The sequence below is a fragment of the Streptomyces sp. NPDC059989 genome, assembly GCF_042736975.1.
GTDB lineage: Bacteria > Actinomycetota > Actinomycetes > Streptomycetales > Streptomycetaceae > Streptomyces.
This window is the reverse complement of the sequence record NZ_JBHWUO010000031.1, coordinates 82981-99168: the sequence shown is the minus strand read 5'-3', so window position 1 is coordinate 99168 and position 16188 is coordinate 82981. Positions and strand designations below refer to the sequence as shown.

At 73.4% G+C, this 16188-nt stretch carries 15 protein-coding genes; 7 read left to right on the top strand and 8 right to left on the bottom strand.

Going from position 1 to position 16188, the window contains the following annotated elements; all coding sequences use genetic code 11:
- Positions 1 to 58 precede the first annotated feature (58 nt).
- From ACFWBN_RS26040 to ACFWBN_RS26030, 3 genes are all read right to left on the bottom strand, one after another.
- Positions 59 to 313 (bottom strand): hypothetical protein, encoded by a 255-nt coding sequence (locus tag ACFWBN_RS26040; RefSeq protein WP_385179521.1) that lies wholly within the window; start codon positions 311 to 313, stop codon positions 59 to 61.
- A 175-nt stretch (positions 314 to 488) separates the two neighbouring features.
- Positions 489 to 944: a GNAT family N-acetyltransferase gene (locus tag ACFWBN_RS26035; RefSeq protein ID WP_385179519.1), complete on the bottom strand. Its 456-nt coding sequence runs from the start codon at positions 942 to 944 to the stop codon at positions 489 to 491.
- 71 nt (positions 945 to 1015) lie between these two features.
- Positions 1016 to 2857: an endonuclease/exonuclease/phosphatase family protein gene (locus tag ACFWBN_RS26030; protein WP_385179517.1), complete on the bottom strand. Its 1842-nt coding sequence runs from the start codon at positions 2855 to 2857 to the stop codon at positions 1016 to 1018.
- Between the two features lie 343 nt (positions 2858 to 3200).
- Here ACFWBN_RS26030 and ACFWBN_RS26025 point away from each other — a divergent pair, with 343 nt between their 5' ends.
- Complete coding sequence (locus tag ACFWBN_RS26025; RefSeq protein WP_385179515.1) at positions 3201 to 4682, top strand: hypothetical protein; 1482 nt, start codon at positions 3201 to 3203, stop codon at positions 4680 to 4682.
- Between the two features lie 79 nt (positions 4683 to 4761).
- Positions 4762 to 6207 (top strand): argininosuccinate synthase, encoded by a 1446-nt coding sequence (gene argG / locus ACFWBN_RS26020; protein ID WP_385179514.1) that lies wholly within the window; start codon positions 4762 to 4764, stop codon positions 6205 to 6207.
- 81 nt (positions 6208 to 6288) lie between these two features.
- On the opposite strand, the gene ACFWBN_RS26015 is transcribed toward argG, so the two are convergent.
- Positions 6289 to 6861: a GNAT family N-acetyltransferase gene (locus ACFWBN_RS26015; protein ID WP_385179513.1), complete on the bottom strand. Its 573-nt coding sequence runs from the start codon at positions 6859 to 6861 to the stop codon at positions 6289 to 6291.
- A gap of 191 nt (positions 6862 to 7052) precedes the next feature.
- Here ACFWBN_RS26015 and ACFWBN_RS26010 point away from each other — a divergent pair, with 191 nt between their 5' ends.
- A complete protein-coding gene (locus ACFWBN_RS26010; RefSeq protein ID WP_385179511.1) occupies positions 7053 to 8492 on the top strand; it encodes an alkaline phosphatase PhoX in 1440 nt (479 codons plus the stop codon).
- Between the two features lie 34 nt (positions 8493 to 8526).
- On the opposite strand, the gene ACFWBN_RS26005 is transcribed toward ACFWBN_RS26010, so the two are convergent.
- From ACFWBN_RS26005 to ACFWBN_RS25990, 4 genes are all read right to left on the bottom strand, one after another.
- A complete protein-coding gene (locus tag ACFWBN_RS26005; protein ID WP_385179510.1) occupies positions 8527 to 8703 on the bottom strand; it encodes a hypothetical protein in 177 nt (58 codons plus the stop codon).
- A gap of 102 nt (positions 8704 to 8805) precedes the next feature.
- Positions 8806 to 10062, bottom strand: a complete 1257-nt coding sequence (locus ACFWBN_RS26000) for a TerD family protein (protein WP_385179532.1) — start codon at positions 10060 to 10062, stop codon at positions 8806 to 8808.
- Between the two features lie 72 nt (positions 10063 to 10134).
- On the bottom strand, positions 10135 to 10356 hold the full coding sequence (locus tag ACFWBN_RS25995) for a hypothetical protein (protein WP_385179508.1): 222 nt from the start codon (positions 10354 to 10356) through the stop codon (positions 10135 to 10137).
- A 220-nt stretch (positions 10357 to 10576) separates the two neighbouring features.
- Positions 10577 to 12100, bottom strand: a complete 1524-nt coding sequence (locus tag ACFWBN_RS25990) for an aldehyde dehydrogenase (NADP(+)) (RefSeq protein ID WP_385179506.1) — start codon at positions 12098 to 12100, stop codon at positions 10577 to 10579.
- 127 nt (positions 12101 to 12227) lie between these two features.
- Here ACFWBN_RS25990 and ACFWBN_RS25985 point away from each other — a divergent pair, with 127 nt between their 5' ends.
- From ACFWBN_RS25985 to ACFWBN_RS25970, 4 genes are all read left to right on the top strand, one after another.
- Positions 12228 to 13010 carry an IclR family transcriptional regulator gene (locus ACFWBN_RS25985; protein ID WP_385179504.1) on the top strand — a complete coding sequence of 261 codons (783 nt, stop codon included), beginning with the start codon at positions 12228 to 12230 and terminating at the stop codon, positions 13008 to 13010.
- Positions 13011 to 13187: 177 nt separating this feature from the next.
- On the top strand, positions 13188 to 14174 hold the full coding sequence (locus tag ACFWBN_RS25980; RefSeq protein ID WP_385179502.1) for a hypothetical protein: 987 nt from the start codon (positions 13188 to 13190) through the stop codon (positions 14172 to 14174).
- Positions 14174 to 15460 carry a sensor histidine kinase gene (locus ACFWBN_RS25975; RefSeq protein ID WP_385179500.1) on the top strand — a complete coding sequence of 429 codons (1287 nt, stop codon included), beginning with the start codon at positions 14174 to 14176 and terminating at the stop codon, positions 15458 to 15460. The genes ACFWBN_RS25980 and ACFWBN_RS25975 overlap by 1 nt, the downstream gene beginning before the upstream one ends.
- Complete coding sequence (locus ACFWBN_RS25970; RefSeq protein ID WP_385179498.1) at positions 15457 to 16134, top strand: response regulator; 678 nt, start codon at positions 15457 to 15459, stop codon at positions 16132 to 16134. Before ACFWBN_RS25975 ends, ACFWBN_RS25970 begins: the two co-directional genes overlap by 4 nt.
- The last annotated feature ends 54 nt before the right edge of the window (positions 16135 to 16188 follow it).

Below are 16188 nucleotides of genomic sequence, written 5' to 3'. Positions count from 1 at the left end.
GCCCTCCCACCCCGTCCGGGGTGGGAGGGCGTCGCCGTCGTCGCGGGTGTGCCTCGCGTCAGCGCAGCGGGATCGTGCGGATCAGGCCGGCGAAGGCCTGCTGTTCCGCTTCGGTCAGCTCCACCGACTCCATCGGGTGCGCGGCGGCGGTGCGCTGGGCCGGGATCACCGACAGGCCTTCGAAGGCGCCGGGCTCCGGGTGGTGGAAGCGGCTGTCCCACAGCATGTGGCCGAGGCCGACGACCCAGACGAGGGCGGCGACGAGCAGGACGGCGAGGCCGATTTCCTGGGCGAGGGAGATGGAGGGGAACACGCGGTCCTCCGGAGAGTGCGGAGTACGGGGTACGAGGCGGTGCAAGATCGGGCGTGGGGCCACTCAACACCACATGCGGTCGATTGGGTAGGGATGTGGTGAGCGTCACGCCAGGGCCGAAAGTCCCCACCTTGTCCGGGAACGGCCCCTGCCAGGGCTCCCCGTCACCGCCCCGCTACGGCTCCAGGGACAGCTTGAAACCCTCGTGGCTGCGCGCGAAGCCCAGCCGTTCGTAGAAGCGGTGCGCGGCACCGCGCCGCTTGTTGCTGGTCAGCTGGACCAGGCCGCAGCCGCGCTCGCGGGCCCGGTCCACCGCCAGCCCCATCAGCTCCTCGCCGAGCCCCGCGCCGCGCCGGTCCGCTCGGATCCGTACCGCCTCCACCAGCGCCCGCTCCCGGCCGTTCTGCCCGAGGCCCGGCACGTACGTCAGCTGCAGGCAGCCGACCACCCTCCCGCCGCCCGGCTCCGCGAGCACGAGCATCTCGTTGCGGGGGTCGGCCTCGATGGCGGCGAAGGCCCGCTCGTGCGCCTCGCCGACCACGATCGAGGCCGGGTCCACCACCCGCTCCTCGTCGGCCGGCAGGGCGAGCACGGCGGGCAGGTCCTCGCGCGTGGCGGTACGGAAGATCATGGCCAGGAGTGTGGCAGAGGACCCGGCCGGGACGGCGGCCGGGCCCTCTGCAGCCTGGGGGATCCGCCGGACTACGGGCGGAAGCGCAGCACCTGCGGGTCGTGGTCGCTGTTCTGCGCCGAGAACTCCGCGTTGATGTGCACGCTGTCGTACGTGAAGGACTTGATCGCCGGGCTCGTCAGGATCTGGTCCAGCACCTGCGCGTTGCCCTGGAAGACGTAGGAGTACCGTTCCGCCTTCGGCAGCGACTTGATCGCCGGGTACAGCGCGCCGCCGTCGGCCAGCGCGTTCGTCGTCGCCGAGAACTCGAAGTCGTTGATGTCGCCGAGGACGAGGACGTTCGCGTTCTTCTCCGCCGCCAGGATCTCCTTCACGAAGCCGTTCACGGCCTGCGCCTGGAGCAGCCGCTTGGCCTCCGACGAGCGCACCGGCGGCTGGTGGTGCGAGGTCAGGCCCTCGTCGCCGCCCTTGGAGCCGAAGTGGTTGGCGATGACGAAGACCGTCTTGCCGCGGAAGGTGAACTCGCCGGCCAGCGGCTTGCGGCTGTCGGCCCACGCCGGGTTCGCGGGGTCGATCCGGCCGGGGGAGTGGGTCAGGGCGGCCTTGCCCTGCTCCTTGACCACGCCGGTCGCCGTCACCGCGTCACCCGGGGCGCGCTCGGTGAAGGAGACCCGCGCCGGGTTGAAGAGGAACACCTGGCGGATGTTGCCGCCGGGCTCGCCGCCGTCCTTCTTGTCCTCCGGGTTGACGGTCCGCCACTGGTAGGCGGGGCCGCCCGCGGCCGCGATCGCCGCCGTGAACTTCGTCAGCGTCTGCTCGGCCGAGACCGTGCCGTCGTTCTTGGCGCCGTTGTCGTCCTGGATCTCCTCCAGGGCGAGGATGTCGGGGGAGGCCAGGTTCTCGACGACCGCCTTCGCCAGGTTGTCGAACTTCTCCTGCGGGTCGGTCGGGTCGAGGTTCTCGACGTTGTACGTGGCCACCGCGAGCTCGTTCGCGGCCTGCGCCTTGGTCTTCTCGGGGGCGAGGGTGCCCGCCTTGACGGTGCCGAGGGTGCGGGCCACCAGGGTGTAGCCGCCGAACTGGTTGAAGTCCAGCGGGCCTTCGGTGGTGCCGGTCAGCCTGTCGCCGACGTTGGCCACCGGGAAGGGCTGCTGGGCGATCGGCGCGAGCTGCTGGATCTGGAGGCGGCCGGTGTTCTGCGACTCGTAGGAGCCGTAGATGGTCCCGCCGCGCTTGGCGGTGTTCTCCCAGCCCTTCACCGTGACCCACAGCTCCGAGTACGGGTCGGTGGCGCCGACCACGCGCGAGGTGCCGATCTTGACGTTCATGCCCTCCAGGGACTCGTAGTGGTCCAGGGCGTAGCGCGAGGGCTCCAGGGTCAGGCCGTTGATGCTGCCGGCGGCGGCGGGGTCGCCGGCCGGGGCGTACTCGGCGGGCACCGAGTACTCGTTGATCGCGGTGGCCTCGGGGAGCGCGTTGCCCGAGGAGACCACGGTGACCGTCGGCTTGGAGATCTGGGTCACCGACTGGTTGCCGGAGTTCAGGCCGCCGGGGACGTACTCGCCGACGGTGCCGGAGACCTTGACCGCGTCGCCCACGGCGACGGTCGGGACGGAGCTCGTGAAGACGAACACGCCCTCGCTGGTGGCGTCGTTGTCGTCGGCGTTCGGGTCCTGGATCCAGAAACCGCGCGAGCCGTACGTGCGCACGCCCGTCACGATGCCCTCGACATCGGCGACCTGCTTGCCGTTGAGCGGGGATATCCGGGTGGTGCCCTGGATGTCGTGGATGCGTATCGGATCGGCGGACACGGCGCCTTCGGCCGCGTCGGCGGAGCCCGCGAGCAGGCCGGTGGCCAGCGCGGTGGCGACGAGGGCCGCGACGGCGGCGGAACGGGGATGCGAGGAGCGCATGGGCGGGAACTCCGGTGTGGGATGAGTGAGAAGCATGAGGGTGTGGCAGTGAGATCCGCGAGATCTGCGGGAGGCTTGCGGCTCCCGAAACATCTACGCGCGTCAATTTCCTGTGTGCCCAGCAAAGTTGTCAAGGCCTCCAGGGAAGACGGCAGCTGACTGTGGGATGAACCAAAGGCGATGGCCCGCCGCCCGCGCCCGAATTGCGTCTACGCTGGGACGCCGGACCGGCCGACCAAGCGGCCGTCCGACCGGGTCGAAGGGCCGACCGGGCGAACCGTCCGACGGACCGTCACGGCCCGCCCCCACCGCGTCCCACCGCGTCCGCGAGGAGAACCGCCCCATGTCCGCAGAGCCGCACCCCACGCTGCCGCCGGTACGGCTGCACTCCGATGCGGAACTGGCCCGCGACGCCCTCGTCGCCCCGCTGTTCGCCCGCGCCGTGCGGCTGGCCCGCTGGGCCGGGCCCGACACCCGCATCGACATCGGCGGTGAACTCGTCGCCGCCCAGCTCCCCGAGGCTGCCGAGGTGCTCGGCCTCGACGCGGCCGACCCGGAGTCCGCGGTGTACGCGAGCCAGGCCTGGCGGGTGGCCGTGGACACCGGCCTGGTCGACGTGACCGAACCGGAGGAGGAGGGCGGGGACTCCGGAGCGGAAGAGGCCGGCACCGCCGAGCCCGGTGAGGACCTGGCCCTGGTGACGGGGGGTGCGCCCGGCGACGTGCTCGACCTGTGGCTGGCCGCCCTGGACACCGTGCTCGCGGACGCGGCGGTACCCGACCTGGACGACCTCGTCGACGCGCTGGACGCGGGCGGGGAGATCGACTTCGACCAGCTGGACTGGAACCCGCGCCGGGAGGCGGACTTCCTCGACGCGGTCCTCGCCAACCTCTACCTGCTCACCGTCGCCGAGGGCGGGGCGGCGGAGGGACCGGTTCCGCTGCCCGTGCTCGCCGCGTCCATGGTCGTGCCCGACGACATGGGGGAGCCGACGGACGCGGTCCTGGAACAGGTCTCGGACGCGATGATGCGCCTGGACGACCAGTTCCGGCAGCTGGAGCCGATCGGGCTGGTCGAGTACCAGCCGGTCGACGAGGAGCTGATGGCGGAGGCGGACGACGAAGAGATCGCAGCGGGCGCGGGCGCCGGCCCGGACGACGAGGACGTCTCCCGCTACGGAATGGTCCGGCTGACCCCGCTCGGCCTGTACGGGGTCCGCGCCCGGATGCTGGAGGCCGGGGTCGAGGCCCCCGCGGTCGGCGAACTGGCCGACAAGGGCGCGGACGCGCTGCTCGACGTGGTCTCCGCCTACCCCGAGGGCGCCGCCCAGGCCGAGATGGAACTGTGGCTGGCCCGCCGCGCGGTACCCGCCGCCGTGGCCGAGCTGCTGGACGCGGCGCGCGGTGACGACCCGGGCGCCCCGCTGCGCCGGCTGCGCTGCCAGCAGGCCCTCGCCCCGGCCGGGCCGGAGGCCGAGCCCGCGGTCCGCGCGGTGCTGGACGACGGCGAGCTCGGGGGGCTCGCCCGCGTCTGGCTGGCCGAGCGCGGGGTGGCCGACGTACCGGCGCCGGACGGGACGATGGTGTTCTGGCTGACGGTCGACACGATCGCGGCGCAGCTCGCCGCCGACGGGGAGACCGAGGAGCTGCCGCTCCTCATGGAGACCCTGACCGCCCACCACGCGGGGTTCTTCGACGAGGTGTGGCGGGTGGAGCACCCGTCGACGGCCTACGTCCTGGAGGCGATGGGCCGGCTGCACCCGGACAAGAAGGCCGCGAAGGAGGCCCGCAAGGCCGCCTTCAAGGCCCGGTCCCGGCGGCCCTGACGCGGCCGCCCGCCCGGCTCGGGAGGCGATCGGACCTGGACCCTTTGCATGAACATACGCAGTGATGCATACTCTTCCTATGTCCAAGGTCCTCACCTCCCTGCCCGCCGGCGAACGCGTCGGCATCGCCTTCTCCGGCGGCCTCGACACCTCCGTCGCGGTCGCCTGGATGCGCGACAAGGGTGCCGTCCCGTGCACCTACACCGCCGACATCGGCCAGTACGACGAGCCCGACATCGCCTCGGTGCCCGGCCGTGCGAAGACCTACGGTGCCGAGATCGCCCGCCTCGTCGACTGCCGCGCGTCGCTGGTCGAGGAGGGCCTGGCCGCGCTCACCTGCGGCGCGTTCCACATCCGCTCGGGCGGGCGCGCCTACTTCAACACGACGCCGCTCGGCCGCGCCGTCACCGGCACCCTGCTGGTCCGGGCGATGCTCGAGGACGACGTCCAGATCTGGGGCGACGGCTCGACCTTCAAGGGCAACGACATCGAGCGGTTCTACCGCTACGGTCTGCTCGCCAACCCGCACCTGCGGATCTACAAGCCCTGGCTCGACGCCGACTTCGTGACCGAGCTCGGCGGCCGCAAGGAGATGTCGGAGTGGCTCCTCGCCCACGACCTCCCCTACCGCGACAGCACCGAGAAGGCCTACTCCACCGACGCCAACATCTGGGGCGCCACCCACGAGGCCAAGACCCTGGAGCACCTCGACACGGGTGTCGAGACCGTCGAGCCGATCATGGGCGTGCGGTTCTGGGACCCCTCGGTCGAGATCGCCACCGAGGACGTGACGATCGGTTTCGACCAGGGCCGCCCCGTCACGATCAACGGCAAGAAGTTCGGCTCTCCCGTCGACCTGGTGATGGAGGCCAACCTCATCGGCGGCCGCCACGGCATGGGCATGTCCGACCAGATCGAGAACCGGATCATCGAGGCCAAGAGCCGGGGCATCTACGAGGCCCCGGGCATGGCCCTGCTGCACGCCGCGTACGAGCGCCTCGTCAACGCGATCCACAACGAGGACACCCTCGCGCAGTACCACAACGAGGGACGGCGCCTCGGCCGCCTCATGTACGAGGGCCGCTGGCTCGACCCGCAGGCGCTGATGGTGCGCGAGTCGCTCCAGCGCTGGGTCGGCTCCGCCGTCACCGGCGAGGTCACCCTGCGGCTGCGGCGCGGCGAGGACTACTCGATCCTCGACACCAAGGGCCCGGCGTTCAGCTACCACCCGGACAAGCTGTCCATGGAGCGCACCGAGGACTCCGCGTTCGGCCCGGTGGACCGGATCGGCCAGCTCACCATGCGCAACCTCGACATCGCCGACTCGCGCGCCAAGCTGGAGCAGTACGCCGGCCTCGGCCTGATCGGCACCGGCAGCCCCGCCATCGGCGCCGCCCAGGCGGCCGCGACCGGGCTGATCGGCAGCATGCCGGAGGGCGGCGCCGAGGCCATCGCCTCCCGCGGTGAGGTCTCCGAAGACGAGGAGATGCTGGACCGCGCCGCGATGGAATTCGGCACGGACTAAGGACCGGACCCAGGCCCGGACCTCGCACTGTCCCCCGGCCGGCTCGGCGCCCACGGCGCCGGGCCGGCCGTTTCCGTTCCCTCAGCGCAGGTCGAGCCGCATCAGGATCCGGGGATGACCGGCCAGCACCGAGGTGGTGTCGGCGGCGTGGGTGAACCCGGCGCGTTCGAAGTTCTTCCGGATCCCGGCGTACGCCATCGTCAGGTCGACCTTGGCGTCGCCGTTGTCGAGCGGGTACGCCTCGATCGCCGGCGCGCCCTGGGCGCGGGCGAAATCGACCGCGCCCGCGATGAGGGCGTGCGAGATCCCCTGCTTCCGGTGGCCGGGTCGCACGCGGACGCACCACAGCGACCAGACCGGCAGGTCGTCGACGTGCGGGATCTTCCGGCTGTGCGCGAAGGCGGTGTCCGAGCGCGGTGCCACCGCGGCCCAGCCGACCGGCTCGTCGCCGTCGTAGGCGAGCACCCCCGGCGGGGGGTCCGCACGGCACAGCCCGGCGACGTACTCACCGCGCTCCGGCCCGCGCAGCTCGTTGTTGAGCTTGGACGGGATCCGGTAGCTCAGGCACCAGCAGACGTTGGCCGTCGGCGACTTCGGCCCGAGCACCGCACGGACGTCCCCGAACACCGAAGCCGGTCGCACCTCAATGGTCATGGCACCACACTGTCACGTCCGGGCAGGGCGTCGACAACGCGCCGTTCATGGGGCGGAGTTGGCCATTCCGGCCGCGGACAAGGGGTCGGCTCGGCGTAGCGGGTAGTTCAGCCGCCGTTCACCTGCGGGCGGGAGCGTGTGCGCCGACGACCGCACGACAGGCGCACCACCTCCCCACCCCTGGAGACCCGATGCCGCTCAGCCGTAGAGATTTCACCGCCCGCACCGTCATCGCCGGCGCGGGAGTCGCGCTCACCGGGACCGTCGGCGCCCTCGCCACCGCACCCGGGGCACTGGCCGCGGACGACAGCGCGAGCCGCGACGAGCACGGGCGGCCCTGCGAGCCCGGCTACGGCCCCCTCGTCCCCGACCCGGCCGGCATCCTCGCCCTCCCCGCCGGATTCGCGTACCGCGTGATCACGCACAGCGGGGTCACCAAGCTGGAGTCCGGCGAGATCACCCCGTCCAACCACGACGGGACCGCCGCCTTCGAGGGCCACCGGGGGGTCACCCTCCTCGTCAACAACCACGAGCTCAAGGGCAAGCGGGAGAGCTGGGCCCACCCCGTCCCGCTCACCGAGGGCCTGGTCTACGACCCGGCCGCGGCCGGCGGCTGCACGGTCGTCGAGGTCAGGCGCGGCGGCGAGGTCGCCGAATGGGTGGGCGTCGCTGGTACGTCGACCAACTGCGCGGGCGGGTCCACCCCCTGGGACACCTGGCTCACCTGCGAGGAGACCGAGGACCTGGCCGGCAAGAACGGCATGACCAAGGACCACGGCTACGTCTTCGAGGTCGACCCGCACGACCGCCGCGCCAACCGCGACCCGAAGCCGATCAAGGCCTTCGGGCGGTACGCGCACGAGGCCGTCGTCATCGACCCGCGCCAGGGCCACGCCTACCTGACCGAGGACGCCTCCGGCCCCAACGGACTGCTCTACCGATGGACCCCGCCCCGCGGCTTCCGCCACGGGCGCGGCAGGCTCCGTACGCTCGCGGCCGACGCCGGCGTGCTCCAGGCCGCCAAGTGCATCGACAGCTCGGGCCGCTTCGTCGACGACCTCTCGCGCGCCACGAAGATCGGCACCGTGTACGGGGTCGACTGGGTGGACGTGACGGACCGTGACGCGCGGACCGTGCCCGTGCGCAAGCAGTTCGCGGACGGGGTCGTGACGCGGGCGCGCAAGCTGGAGGGCATGTGGTGGGCCGACGGCGGCGCGTACTTCGTCTCCTCCTACGCCCGTGAGGAGAGCCCGGGCGCGGCGCACGACGGCCAGGTGTGGTTCTACGACCCCAAGCGGCGCACGGTCCGGCTGACCGTCCTGATCGGGGTGAACGCCGACCCGTCGGTGGACGGCGGCTACGACGGCCCCGACAACATCACCGTGTCGCCGTACGGAGGCCTCGTCATCGCCGAGGACGGCTCGGGCCTCCAGCACCTGTTCGGCGCGACCGAATCGGGCCGCACCTACCCGCTGGCGCGCAACGAGCTGAACGTGGGGACGGCCGAGGAGCCGGAGTACTCCGAGTTCACCGGTGTCTGCTTCTCGCCCGACGGGCGCACGCTGTACGCCAACATCCAGGACCCGGGCATCATGCTGGCCATCACCGGGCCGTGGCGGCGCGCGCACTGACGCCGCGCCGCCGACGCCGCCGGCGCGGCGGCGCCTACTGGGCCGCGGAAACCTCCGACCGGGAGGCCGCGGCCCACTCGGCGAGGAGGAACTCATACGCCTCCGAGGGCCACTCGCCGTCCACCCGGGTCTCGACAAGGTGCCGTATCGCCTCGTTCGCCTCTGCGGCGGACGGGCGGGCGGGCCCCGCGGGGGTGAGTGACTGGTGCATGCCTTCAAGGCTACGGGCGGACACTGACAGCCACCCCCGGATTACGCGTGGCATCCATCACCCGCCGCATCCCGGTGTGCCGCCATGTGCCCGCCCACCTGCTCAGAGTGCCTGTGCGGCGGGCTTGACCATCCCGCGCACTGTGCGGGACTTCACAAACTCGCCCATGGCCGTCATCTCCCACTCCCCGGAGAACTGCTTGATCAGCTTCGCCATCATGACCCCGGTCTGCGGCTCGGCACCGGTGAGGTCGAAGCGCACCAGCTCCTCTCCGCTCGCCGCGTCGATCAGCCGGCAGTAGGCCTTGGCCACCTCGGTGAACTTCTGCCCGGAGAAGGAGTTGACCGTGAAGACCAGGCCGGTGGCGTCGGCGGGGATCCGGCCGAGGTCCACGACGATGACCTCGTCGTCGCCCGCGCCCTCGCCCGTCAGGTTGTCGCCCGAGTGCTTGATCGCGCCGCCGAGGATCGACAGCTTGCCGAAGTAGCAGCTGTCGATGTGGTTGCGCTGCGGGCCGTACGCGATGACGGACGCGTCGAGGTCGATGGCGCGGCCGCCGAAGGCGGGCTCCCAGCCCAGGCCCATCTTGACCTGGGAGAGCAGCGGGCGGCCGCCCTTGACCAGGGAGACGGTCTGGTTCTTCTGGAGGCTCACCCGACCCTTGTCCAGGTTGATCTTCCCGGTGCCGGGTGCGGCGGCCGCGGGGGCGGGGGCCGCCGGGACCGGGGGCGCGGCCGGGGTCGGCTGCGTGGGCGTCGTGGCGCCGCCGAGCCAGGGGGAGGCCGGGTAGGAGGCCGGGGGAGCGGGGGGCGCCGGAGGCGCGGGCGGGGCGACGGCCGCGGGCGCGGGGGCCGCGGCCGCCGGCTCCTCGTCCACGGAGACGCCGAAGTCGGTCGCGATGCCGGCGAGGCCGTTCGCGTACCCCTGGCCGACCGCGCGCACCTTCCACACGCCGCCGCGCTGGTAGACCTCGACCACGACGAGCGCGGTCTCGGAGCCCAGCTGCGGCGGGGTGAAGGTGGCGATCACCGCGCCGCCGTCGGCGTTGCGCACGGTGGCGGTGGGCTCGACGCCCTGGAAGGTCTGCCCGGCCGCGTCGGGGCTGGCCGTGACCACGATCCGCTCGATGCCCGGGGGCAGGGCGCCGGTGTCCACGGTGATCGAGTCGGGCGCCGCGCCGCCGCCGGACCGGTAGCCGACGCCGGGCCCGGTGGGCTGGTTGAAGAAGATGAAGTCGGCGTCGGAGCGCACCTTGCCGTCCGCCGTGAGGAGCAGGGCCGATACGTCGAGTCGCACCGGCGCGGCCACGTCCACCGTCACACGGACGGCATTGAGCGGCAGGTTGGATCCAGGGGTCATAGCGGTCATGCCCGGAGAACGACCGAGGGTGCTTTGCCGTTCCCTTACCCTCGCGCGGGATTCCGTACGGATTCAGCGACGGTTGCGGGGGTGGTTCCTCGCCGTCCGCTCGTTGCCGAACTTGTACGAGCCGGTCCAGCGGGCCATCACCAGCTGCGCGTCGCCGGCCCCCACCTCGGCGAGGAACTTGTCGGCCCGGCTCCCGCGGAGGGTGGCTGCGGTGCGGCCCTGGTGGGTGATGACGACGGAGTGGTCGCGGTGTTGTTCGTACGTGAACCCGTGCGGCTTCGGCATGAGCCGCAGCCTGCCCCGCCCGGGGCGGAGGCGGCAACGCAATTAGCGGCATCGGAGCCGCCGCCCGGCACCCCGCCCGGCTGTCGGTGTCCCGACACCGACCCGGCGGCCTTCGCCCGGCCCGGACCGCCGGACCGCCGGGCCCCGGTCCCGACCCGTGGCGGCCCCGGCCCGGCCCCGTGGCGCCTTCGGCCCCGGACCGGCCCGTGGCCGCCTCCGCTCAGCCCCCCGTCACCCTGCGCGGCAGCCCCAGCGGGTTGGCCTCGCGCAGCTCGGCCGGAAGGAGCGCGTCCGGCACGGACTGGTATGCCACCGGCCGCAGCCAGCGCTCGATGGCGGTCCCGCCGACGGAGGTGGAGTGCGAGGTCGCGGCCGGGTACGGCCCGCCGTGGTGCTGGGCCGGGGCCACGGCGACCCCGGTCGGCCAGCCGTTGACCACGATCCGGCCCGCCAGCCCCGTGACCTGGGCGATCAGCTCGGAGGCCGGGCCCGGCGCGCCCTCGGTCTCGGCGGCCGACAGCTGGAGGGTGGCGCTCAGGTTCCCGTCGAGCAGGCCGAGCACCGCGGCCGCCTCGCGCTGGTCGGCGTACCGGACGACGACGGTCACCGGACCGAAGCACTCCTCCAGCAGGACCTCGTACGACCCGCCTTCCAGCAGGCGCGGCGCCGGCACGGTCAGGTAGCCCGCCCCGACGGTGTGCTCCCCGCCCGAGCCGGGGGTGACGGGTGCGGCGACGCCGGGCAGCGCGGCCCGCTCGCGGACCCCGGCGACGAAGTTCTCCCGCATCCGGTGGTCGAGCAGCACCCCCGGCTCGGTCTCCCCGAGCGCCTTGGTCAGCGCACCGGCCAGCCGGTCGCCGTCCGTGCCCTCGGGGACCAGGACCAGGCCGGGCTTCACGCAGAACTGGCCGACGCCGAGGGTGACCGAGCCCGCGAGGCCCGTACCGATCTCCTCGGCGCGCTCGGCGGCCGCGGCCGGGGTGACCACGACGGGGTTGAGGGAGCCGAGCTCCCCGTGGAAGGGGATGGGCACGGGCCGGGCGGCGGCCGCGTCGAACAGGGCCCGCCCGCCCCGGATGGAACCGGTGAATCCGGCGGCGGCCACCAGCGGGTGGCGGATGAGCTCCAGACCGGCCTCGAACCCGTGGACCACGGAGACCACCTCGGCCGGCAGCCCGGCGGCGACCGCCGCCCGGCGCAGCAGCGAGGCGCACAGCTCGGAGGTGGCGGGGTGGTCGGGGTGCGCCTTGACGACCACCGGGCAGCCGGCGGCCAAGGCGCTCGCGGTGTCCCCGCCGGGGACGGAGAAGGCGAGCGGGAAGTTGGAGGCGGCGTAGACGGCGACCACGCCGAGCGGCACCTTGTAGCGGCGCAGTTCGGGGCGCGGGGGGCTGAGGGAGGGATCGGCGCGGTCGATCCGGACGTCGAGGTAGGCCCCCTCGTCCACGGCGTCCGCGAAGGCGCGCAGCTGGCCGGTGGTGCGGGCCAGCTCGCCGGTGAGCCGGCCCGGGCCGAGCGCGGTCTCGGCATCGGCGGCCTCGATGACGTGCGCGGCGGCCTCGTCGAGCAGCGCGGCGGCCGTACGCAGGAAGGCGGCGCGGGCGCCGGCGTCGGCGAGCGCGCCGCGGGCCGCGTGGGCGGCTCGTACGGCTTCGTCCACCTCCCGGGGTGTGGCCTCCACCGCAACCTGCTCGCGCTGCTTCCCGGTGCGGGGGTCCACACTCCAGACTGGTGTCGTCGTCATGACCCGCTGCCTCCTGGATCGTTCAGTATTCTGAACGCCGTTCCGGTGGATGAATGATCACATCTGCTGCGGACTCTATTTCCGCGTCCTCCGCGTGACAAGAGGCGACCAGAGGGGAAGCGCGCGCATGACGACGACCGAGGCGGGGCCCCCGGCCCAGGCGGCGGCGGTCAAATCGGCGGTCCGGACCGTCGTGCTGCTGGAACACTTCGCGGCCCGGCCCGGGCTGCACAGCCTGGCCGACATCCAGAACGACCTCTCCCTGCCCAAGTCCAGCCTGTACATGCTGCTGCGCACGCTGGTGAACCTGGGGTGGGTGGAGACGGACGCGACGGGCACGCGCTACGGCATCGGCGTACGGGCGCTGCTGGTCGGCAGCTCGTACATCGACGGCGACGAGGTGGTCGCCGCGGCCCGGCCCACCCTGGACCGGCTCTCCGACGACACGACGGAGACCATCCACCTGGCCCGGATGGACGGGACGAGCGTGGTGTACCTCGCGACCCGTCAGTCCCAGCACTACCTGCGGCCCTTCACCCGGGTCGGGCGGCGGCTGCCGGTGCACTCCACGGCGCTGGGCAAGGCGCTGCTGGCCACGCACACGGACGAGGAGGTGCGGGGGCTGCTGCCGCGGCGGCTGGAAGCGGTCACCGAGCACACGATCACCGACCGGGAGCAGCTGATCGAGGAGCTGGCGCTGGTGCGGGAGCAGGGGTACGCGGTGGACCGGGAGGAGAACACGCTCGGGCTGCGCTGCTTCGGGGTGGCGGTGCCGTACCGGACGCCGGCGCGGGACGCGGTGAGCTGCTCGGTGCCGGTGGCGCGGCTGACGGCGGGGCACGAACAGGTCATCAAGGCGGCGCTGTTCGAGGCGCGGGACCGGCTGTCGGTGGTCACGCGGCGCATGTGACGGGGCGGATCCGAGGCGGCGGATCCGAGGCGGTGGATCCGAGGCGGCGGAGGTCGCGCGGCGGAGGTGACGCGGCGGAGGTGACGCGGCGGAGGTGACGGTTCCTCCCCCGCCCGGGGGAGGCGGTTCCCCTTGGAGGGGGAGGTGGCGGGGCGGCGGACACGGGACCGTTGAGGCATGACCACACGAGCAGTCCACCCGTCGACGTACGAGTCCCAGCGGTCGGCCCCCGCCCCGGGGACCGGGCGGCAGATCCTGCGGGCGGTCGCCCTGACCGCCACCGTGCCCTATCTGGCGCTCAAGACCGCCTGGCTGGCCGGGAGCCGGATCGGGATACCGGACGGCAGCCCGCTGCTGGATCCGGAGCCGTTCCTCATCGCGGCGAATGCCGTCACGGTGGCGATGGACGCCTGCGTGATCCTGCTCGTGCTGGTGTTCACCAGGCCCTGGGGCATACGGGTGCCGGCCTGGACGCTCGCCGTCCCGGTGTTCGTCGCGACCGGACTGCTGACCCCGATCCTCCTCGCGTTCCCGGGGCAACTGCTCATACGGGCGCTCGGTTTCGGGGCGGATCCCGCCGCCGAGGCGGTGCGGGAGCCCTTCCTGGATCCCTGGGTGTTCAACGTCGTCTACACCGGATTCACGGTCCAAGGACTCGCCCTGGCCGGACTGTTCGTGCCCTATGCGCGGGAGCGCTGGGGCCGGCGGTGGCAGGGCGTGCTGGGGCTGGGGCTGCCGTCGTCCACGGGGGTGGTGGCGGCAGCCGCGGCAGCGACCGGTCTGGCGATCGCGGCGGTGCACGCCTACTGGGCCTTCGGCGGTACGGCCGGGCTGGATGCCGAGCAGGTGGCCGGGTTCTCCACGGCGAGGGCCGTGGTCACCGCGGTCCACGGGATGTGCGCGCTAGGCGCCGGAGCGGGGGCGCTGCTCCTGGCCCGCGGCGGGGAGATACGGGCGCGGTGGCCGCTCGGCCTCGCCTGGATCGGGGCGGGGGCGACCCTGAGCTGGGGGACCTGGATGCTGATCGCCACGCTGGGACCGCAGTTGGACGGTGGTGAAGGGCCCTCCGGGACGGCCCAGTTGATCTACGCTGGCCAGATGATCACCGGATCACTCGCCGCCGCCGTCCTCGCCCGGTTCCTCATATCCCGACGCGAGGGGTGATGCGCGAGGGCCTGAGCAGGCTGTTGGGGGCGCGGGCCCGGCTGCGCTGGATCCACCTGATCCTCGGCGGGGCGCTGCTGATGCCCTACTTCCTGCTCGCCCAGGTGGGGGTCGGCATGGCGGCCGGCGGGGTCAATGCCTTCAGCTCCTTCCCGCTGATGCTCGCCGCCTACGCGGCGGCCCTGCCCATCGCCGCGGCCACCGCCGTCTTCGGGCTCGTCCGGCCGCTGTCGGTGACCGCCGTACGGGCCATGTGCGGGGTGCCGGGGGAGGGGCTGGCCGAGGGGCCGGCGCGGTCCTGGGCCGCTCGGGGACGGGCCTCGGCCTGGTGGACCCTGCACCTGGGGGTCGGCGCGGTGATCAGCGGGATGACCCTGGCGGTCCCGCCCATGGCGGTGCTGCTGATCAGCCTGCCGCTCGTGAGCGAACCGCGGACGATCGAGCTCGGACTGGGCTGGTTCTCCACGAGCGCCGATCCGTACGTGGCCCCCCTGCTCGGGTTCGGCCTGCTGGCCGCCCTCGCGCTGTGCGCCGCCGGGGCCGGGGCGCTGCTGGCCCGGCTGGCGCCCGTACTGCTCGGGCCGACGGCCGCCGACCGGCTGGCCGCGGCCGAGGAGCGGGCCGCGGACCTGGCCGTGCGCAACCGGCTCGCCCGGGAGCTGCACGACGCGGTGGGGCACGCGCTGAGCGCCGTCACCCTCCAGGCGGTCGCCGCCCGCCGGGTGCTCGACAGCGACCCCGCCTTCGTACGGGAGGCGCTGGCCGCGATCGAGGACACCACCCGGCGGACGGTGGGCGAGCTGGACGCCGTACTGGGCCTGCTGCGGGACGGGGACCCGGCCCGGCCGGACGCCGCGCCCGCGCCGACCCTCGCCGCCGACCTCGACGGGCTCCTCGCCCGCACCCGGGCCGCCGGCACCCCCGTCACCGCCCACCAGGACCCGGGACCCGCCCAGGACTGGGAGGGCCTTCCGGCCATCGCCTCCCGCGAGGCGTACCGGATCGTCCAGGAAGGCCTCAGCAACGCACTGCGCCACGGCGCGGGCCCGGTGGAACTGCGGATCCGCGTCCGGGGCCGGGAAGGGACCGGACACCGTGAATTGGAGATCACCATGACCAATCCGCCCGCCGCACCGCAGGACCGGGAGCCCCGGACCACCGGGGGCCGCGGTCTGCGCGGCGCCGCCGAACGGGCCGCGCTCCTCGGCGGCAGTGTCGAGGCCGGCCCGCACGAGGGCCGGTGGCGGCTGCGGGCCGTCCTCCCGCTCGCGGGCGGCGACCGATGAGCGCACCGGCCCCGGCGGCCCGGCCGCCCCTGCGCATCGTGCTCTGCGACGACGAGCGGATGGTCCGCACCGCCCTGCGGGTCATCCTCGAATCCGAAGCCGACCTGGAGGTCGTGGGCGAGGCGGCCACCGGCGCCGAGGCCGTGCCGCTGGTCCGGTCCCTCGCGCCCGACGTGGTGCTGATGGACGTCCGGATGCCCGAGATCGACGGGATCCGGGCGACCGAGCAGATCCTCGCGACCATGGCCGAGCCGCCCCGCATCGTGGTCGTCACCACCTTCGAGAACGACTCGTACGTCTACGGGGCGCTGCGCGCGGGAGCCTCCGGGTTCCTGCTCAAGCGGGCCGACCCGGACGAGCTGATCGGCGCGGTCCGGCTCGTCGCCCGCGGGGACTCGCTGCTCTTCCCGGCCGCCGTCCGCTCCCTCGCCGCGGCGCACACGGCCGGCGCCCCGCCCGCCGCGCCCTGGGTGGCCCGGCTCACCGACCGGGAGGCCGACGTCCTGCGCCTGATGGCCACCGGACTGTCCAACCACGAGATGAGCGAGTGCCTCGGGGTCGGCCCGCAGACGGTCAAGACCCACGTCGCGGCGGTCCTCGCCAAGACCGGCTCGCGCGACCGCACCCAGGCCGTCATCGCGGCCTACGAGGGAGGTTTCATGAGGAAAAGCTGAGAACCCCGCCACAATCGGGGCAGAGCGGAACGCCCGGGGCCGCTGGTGCGTCCT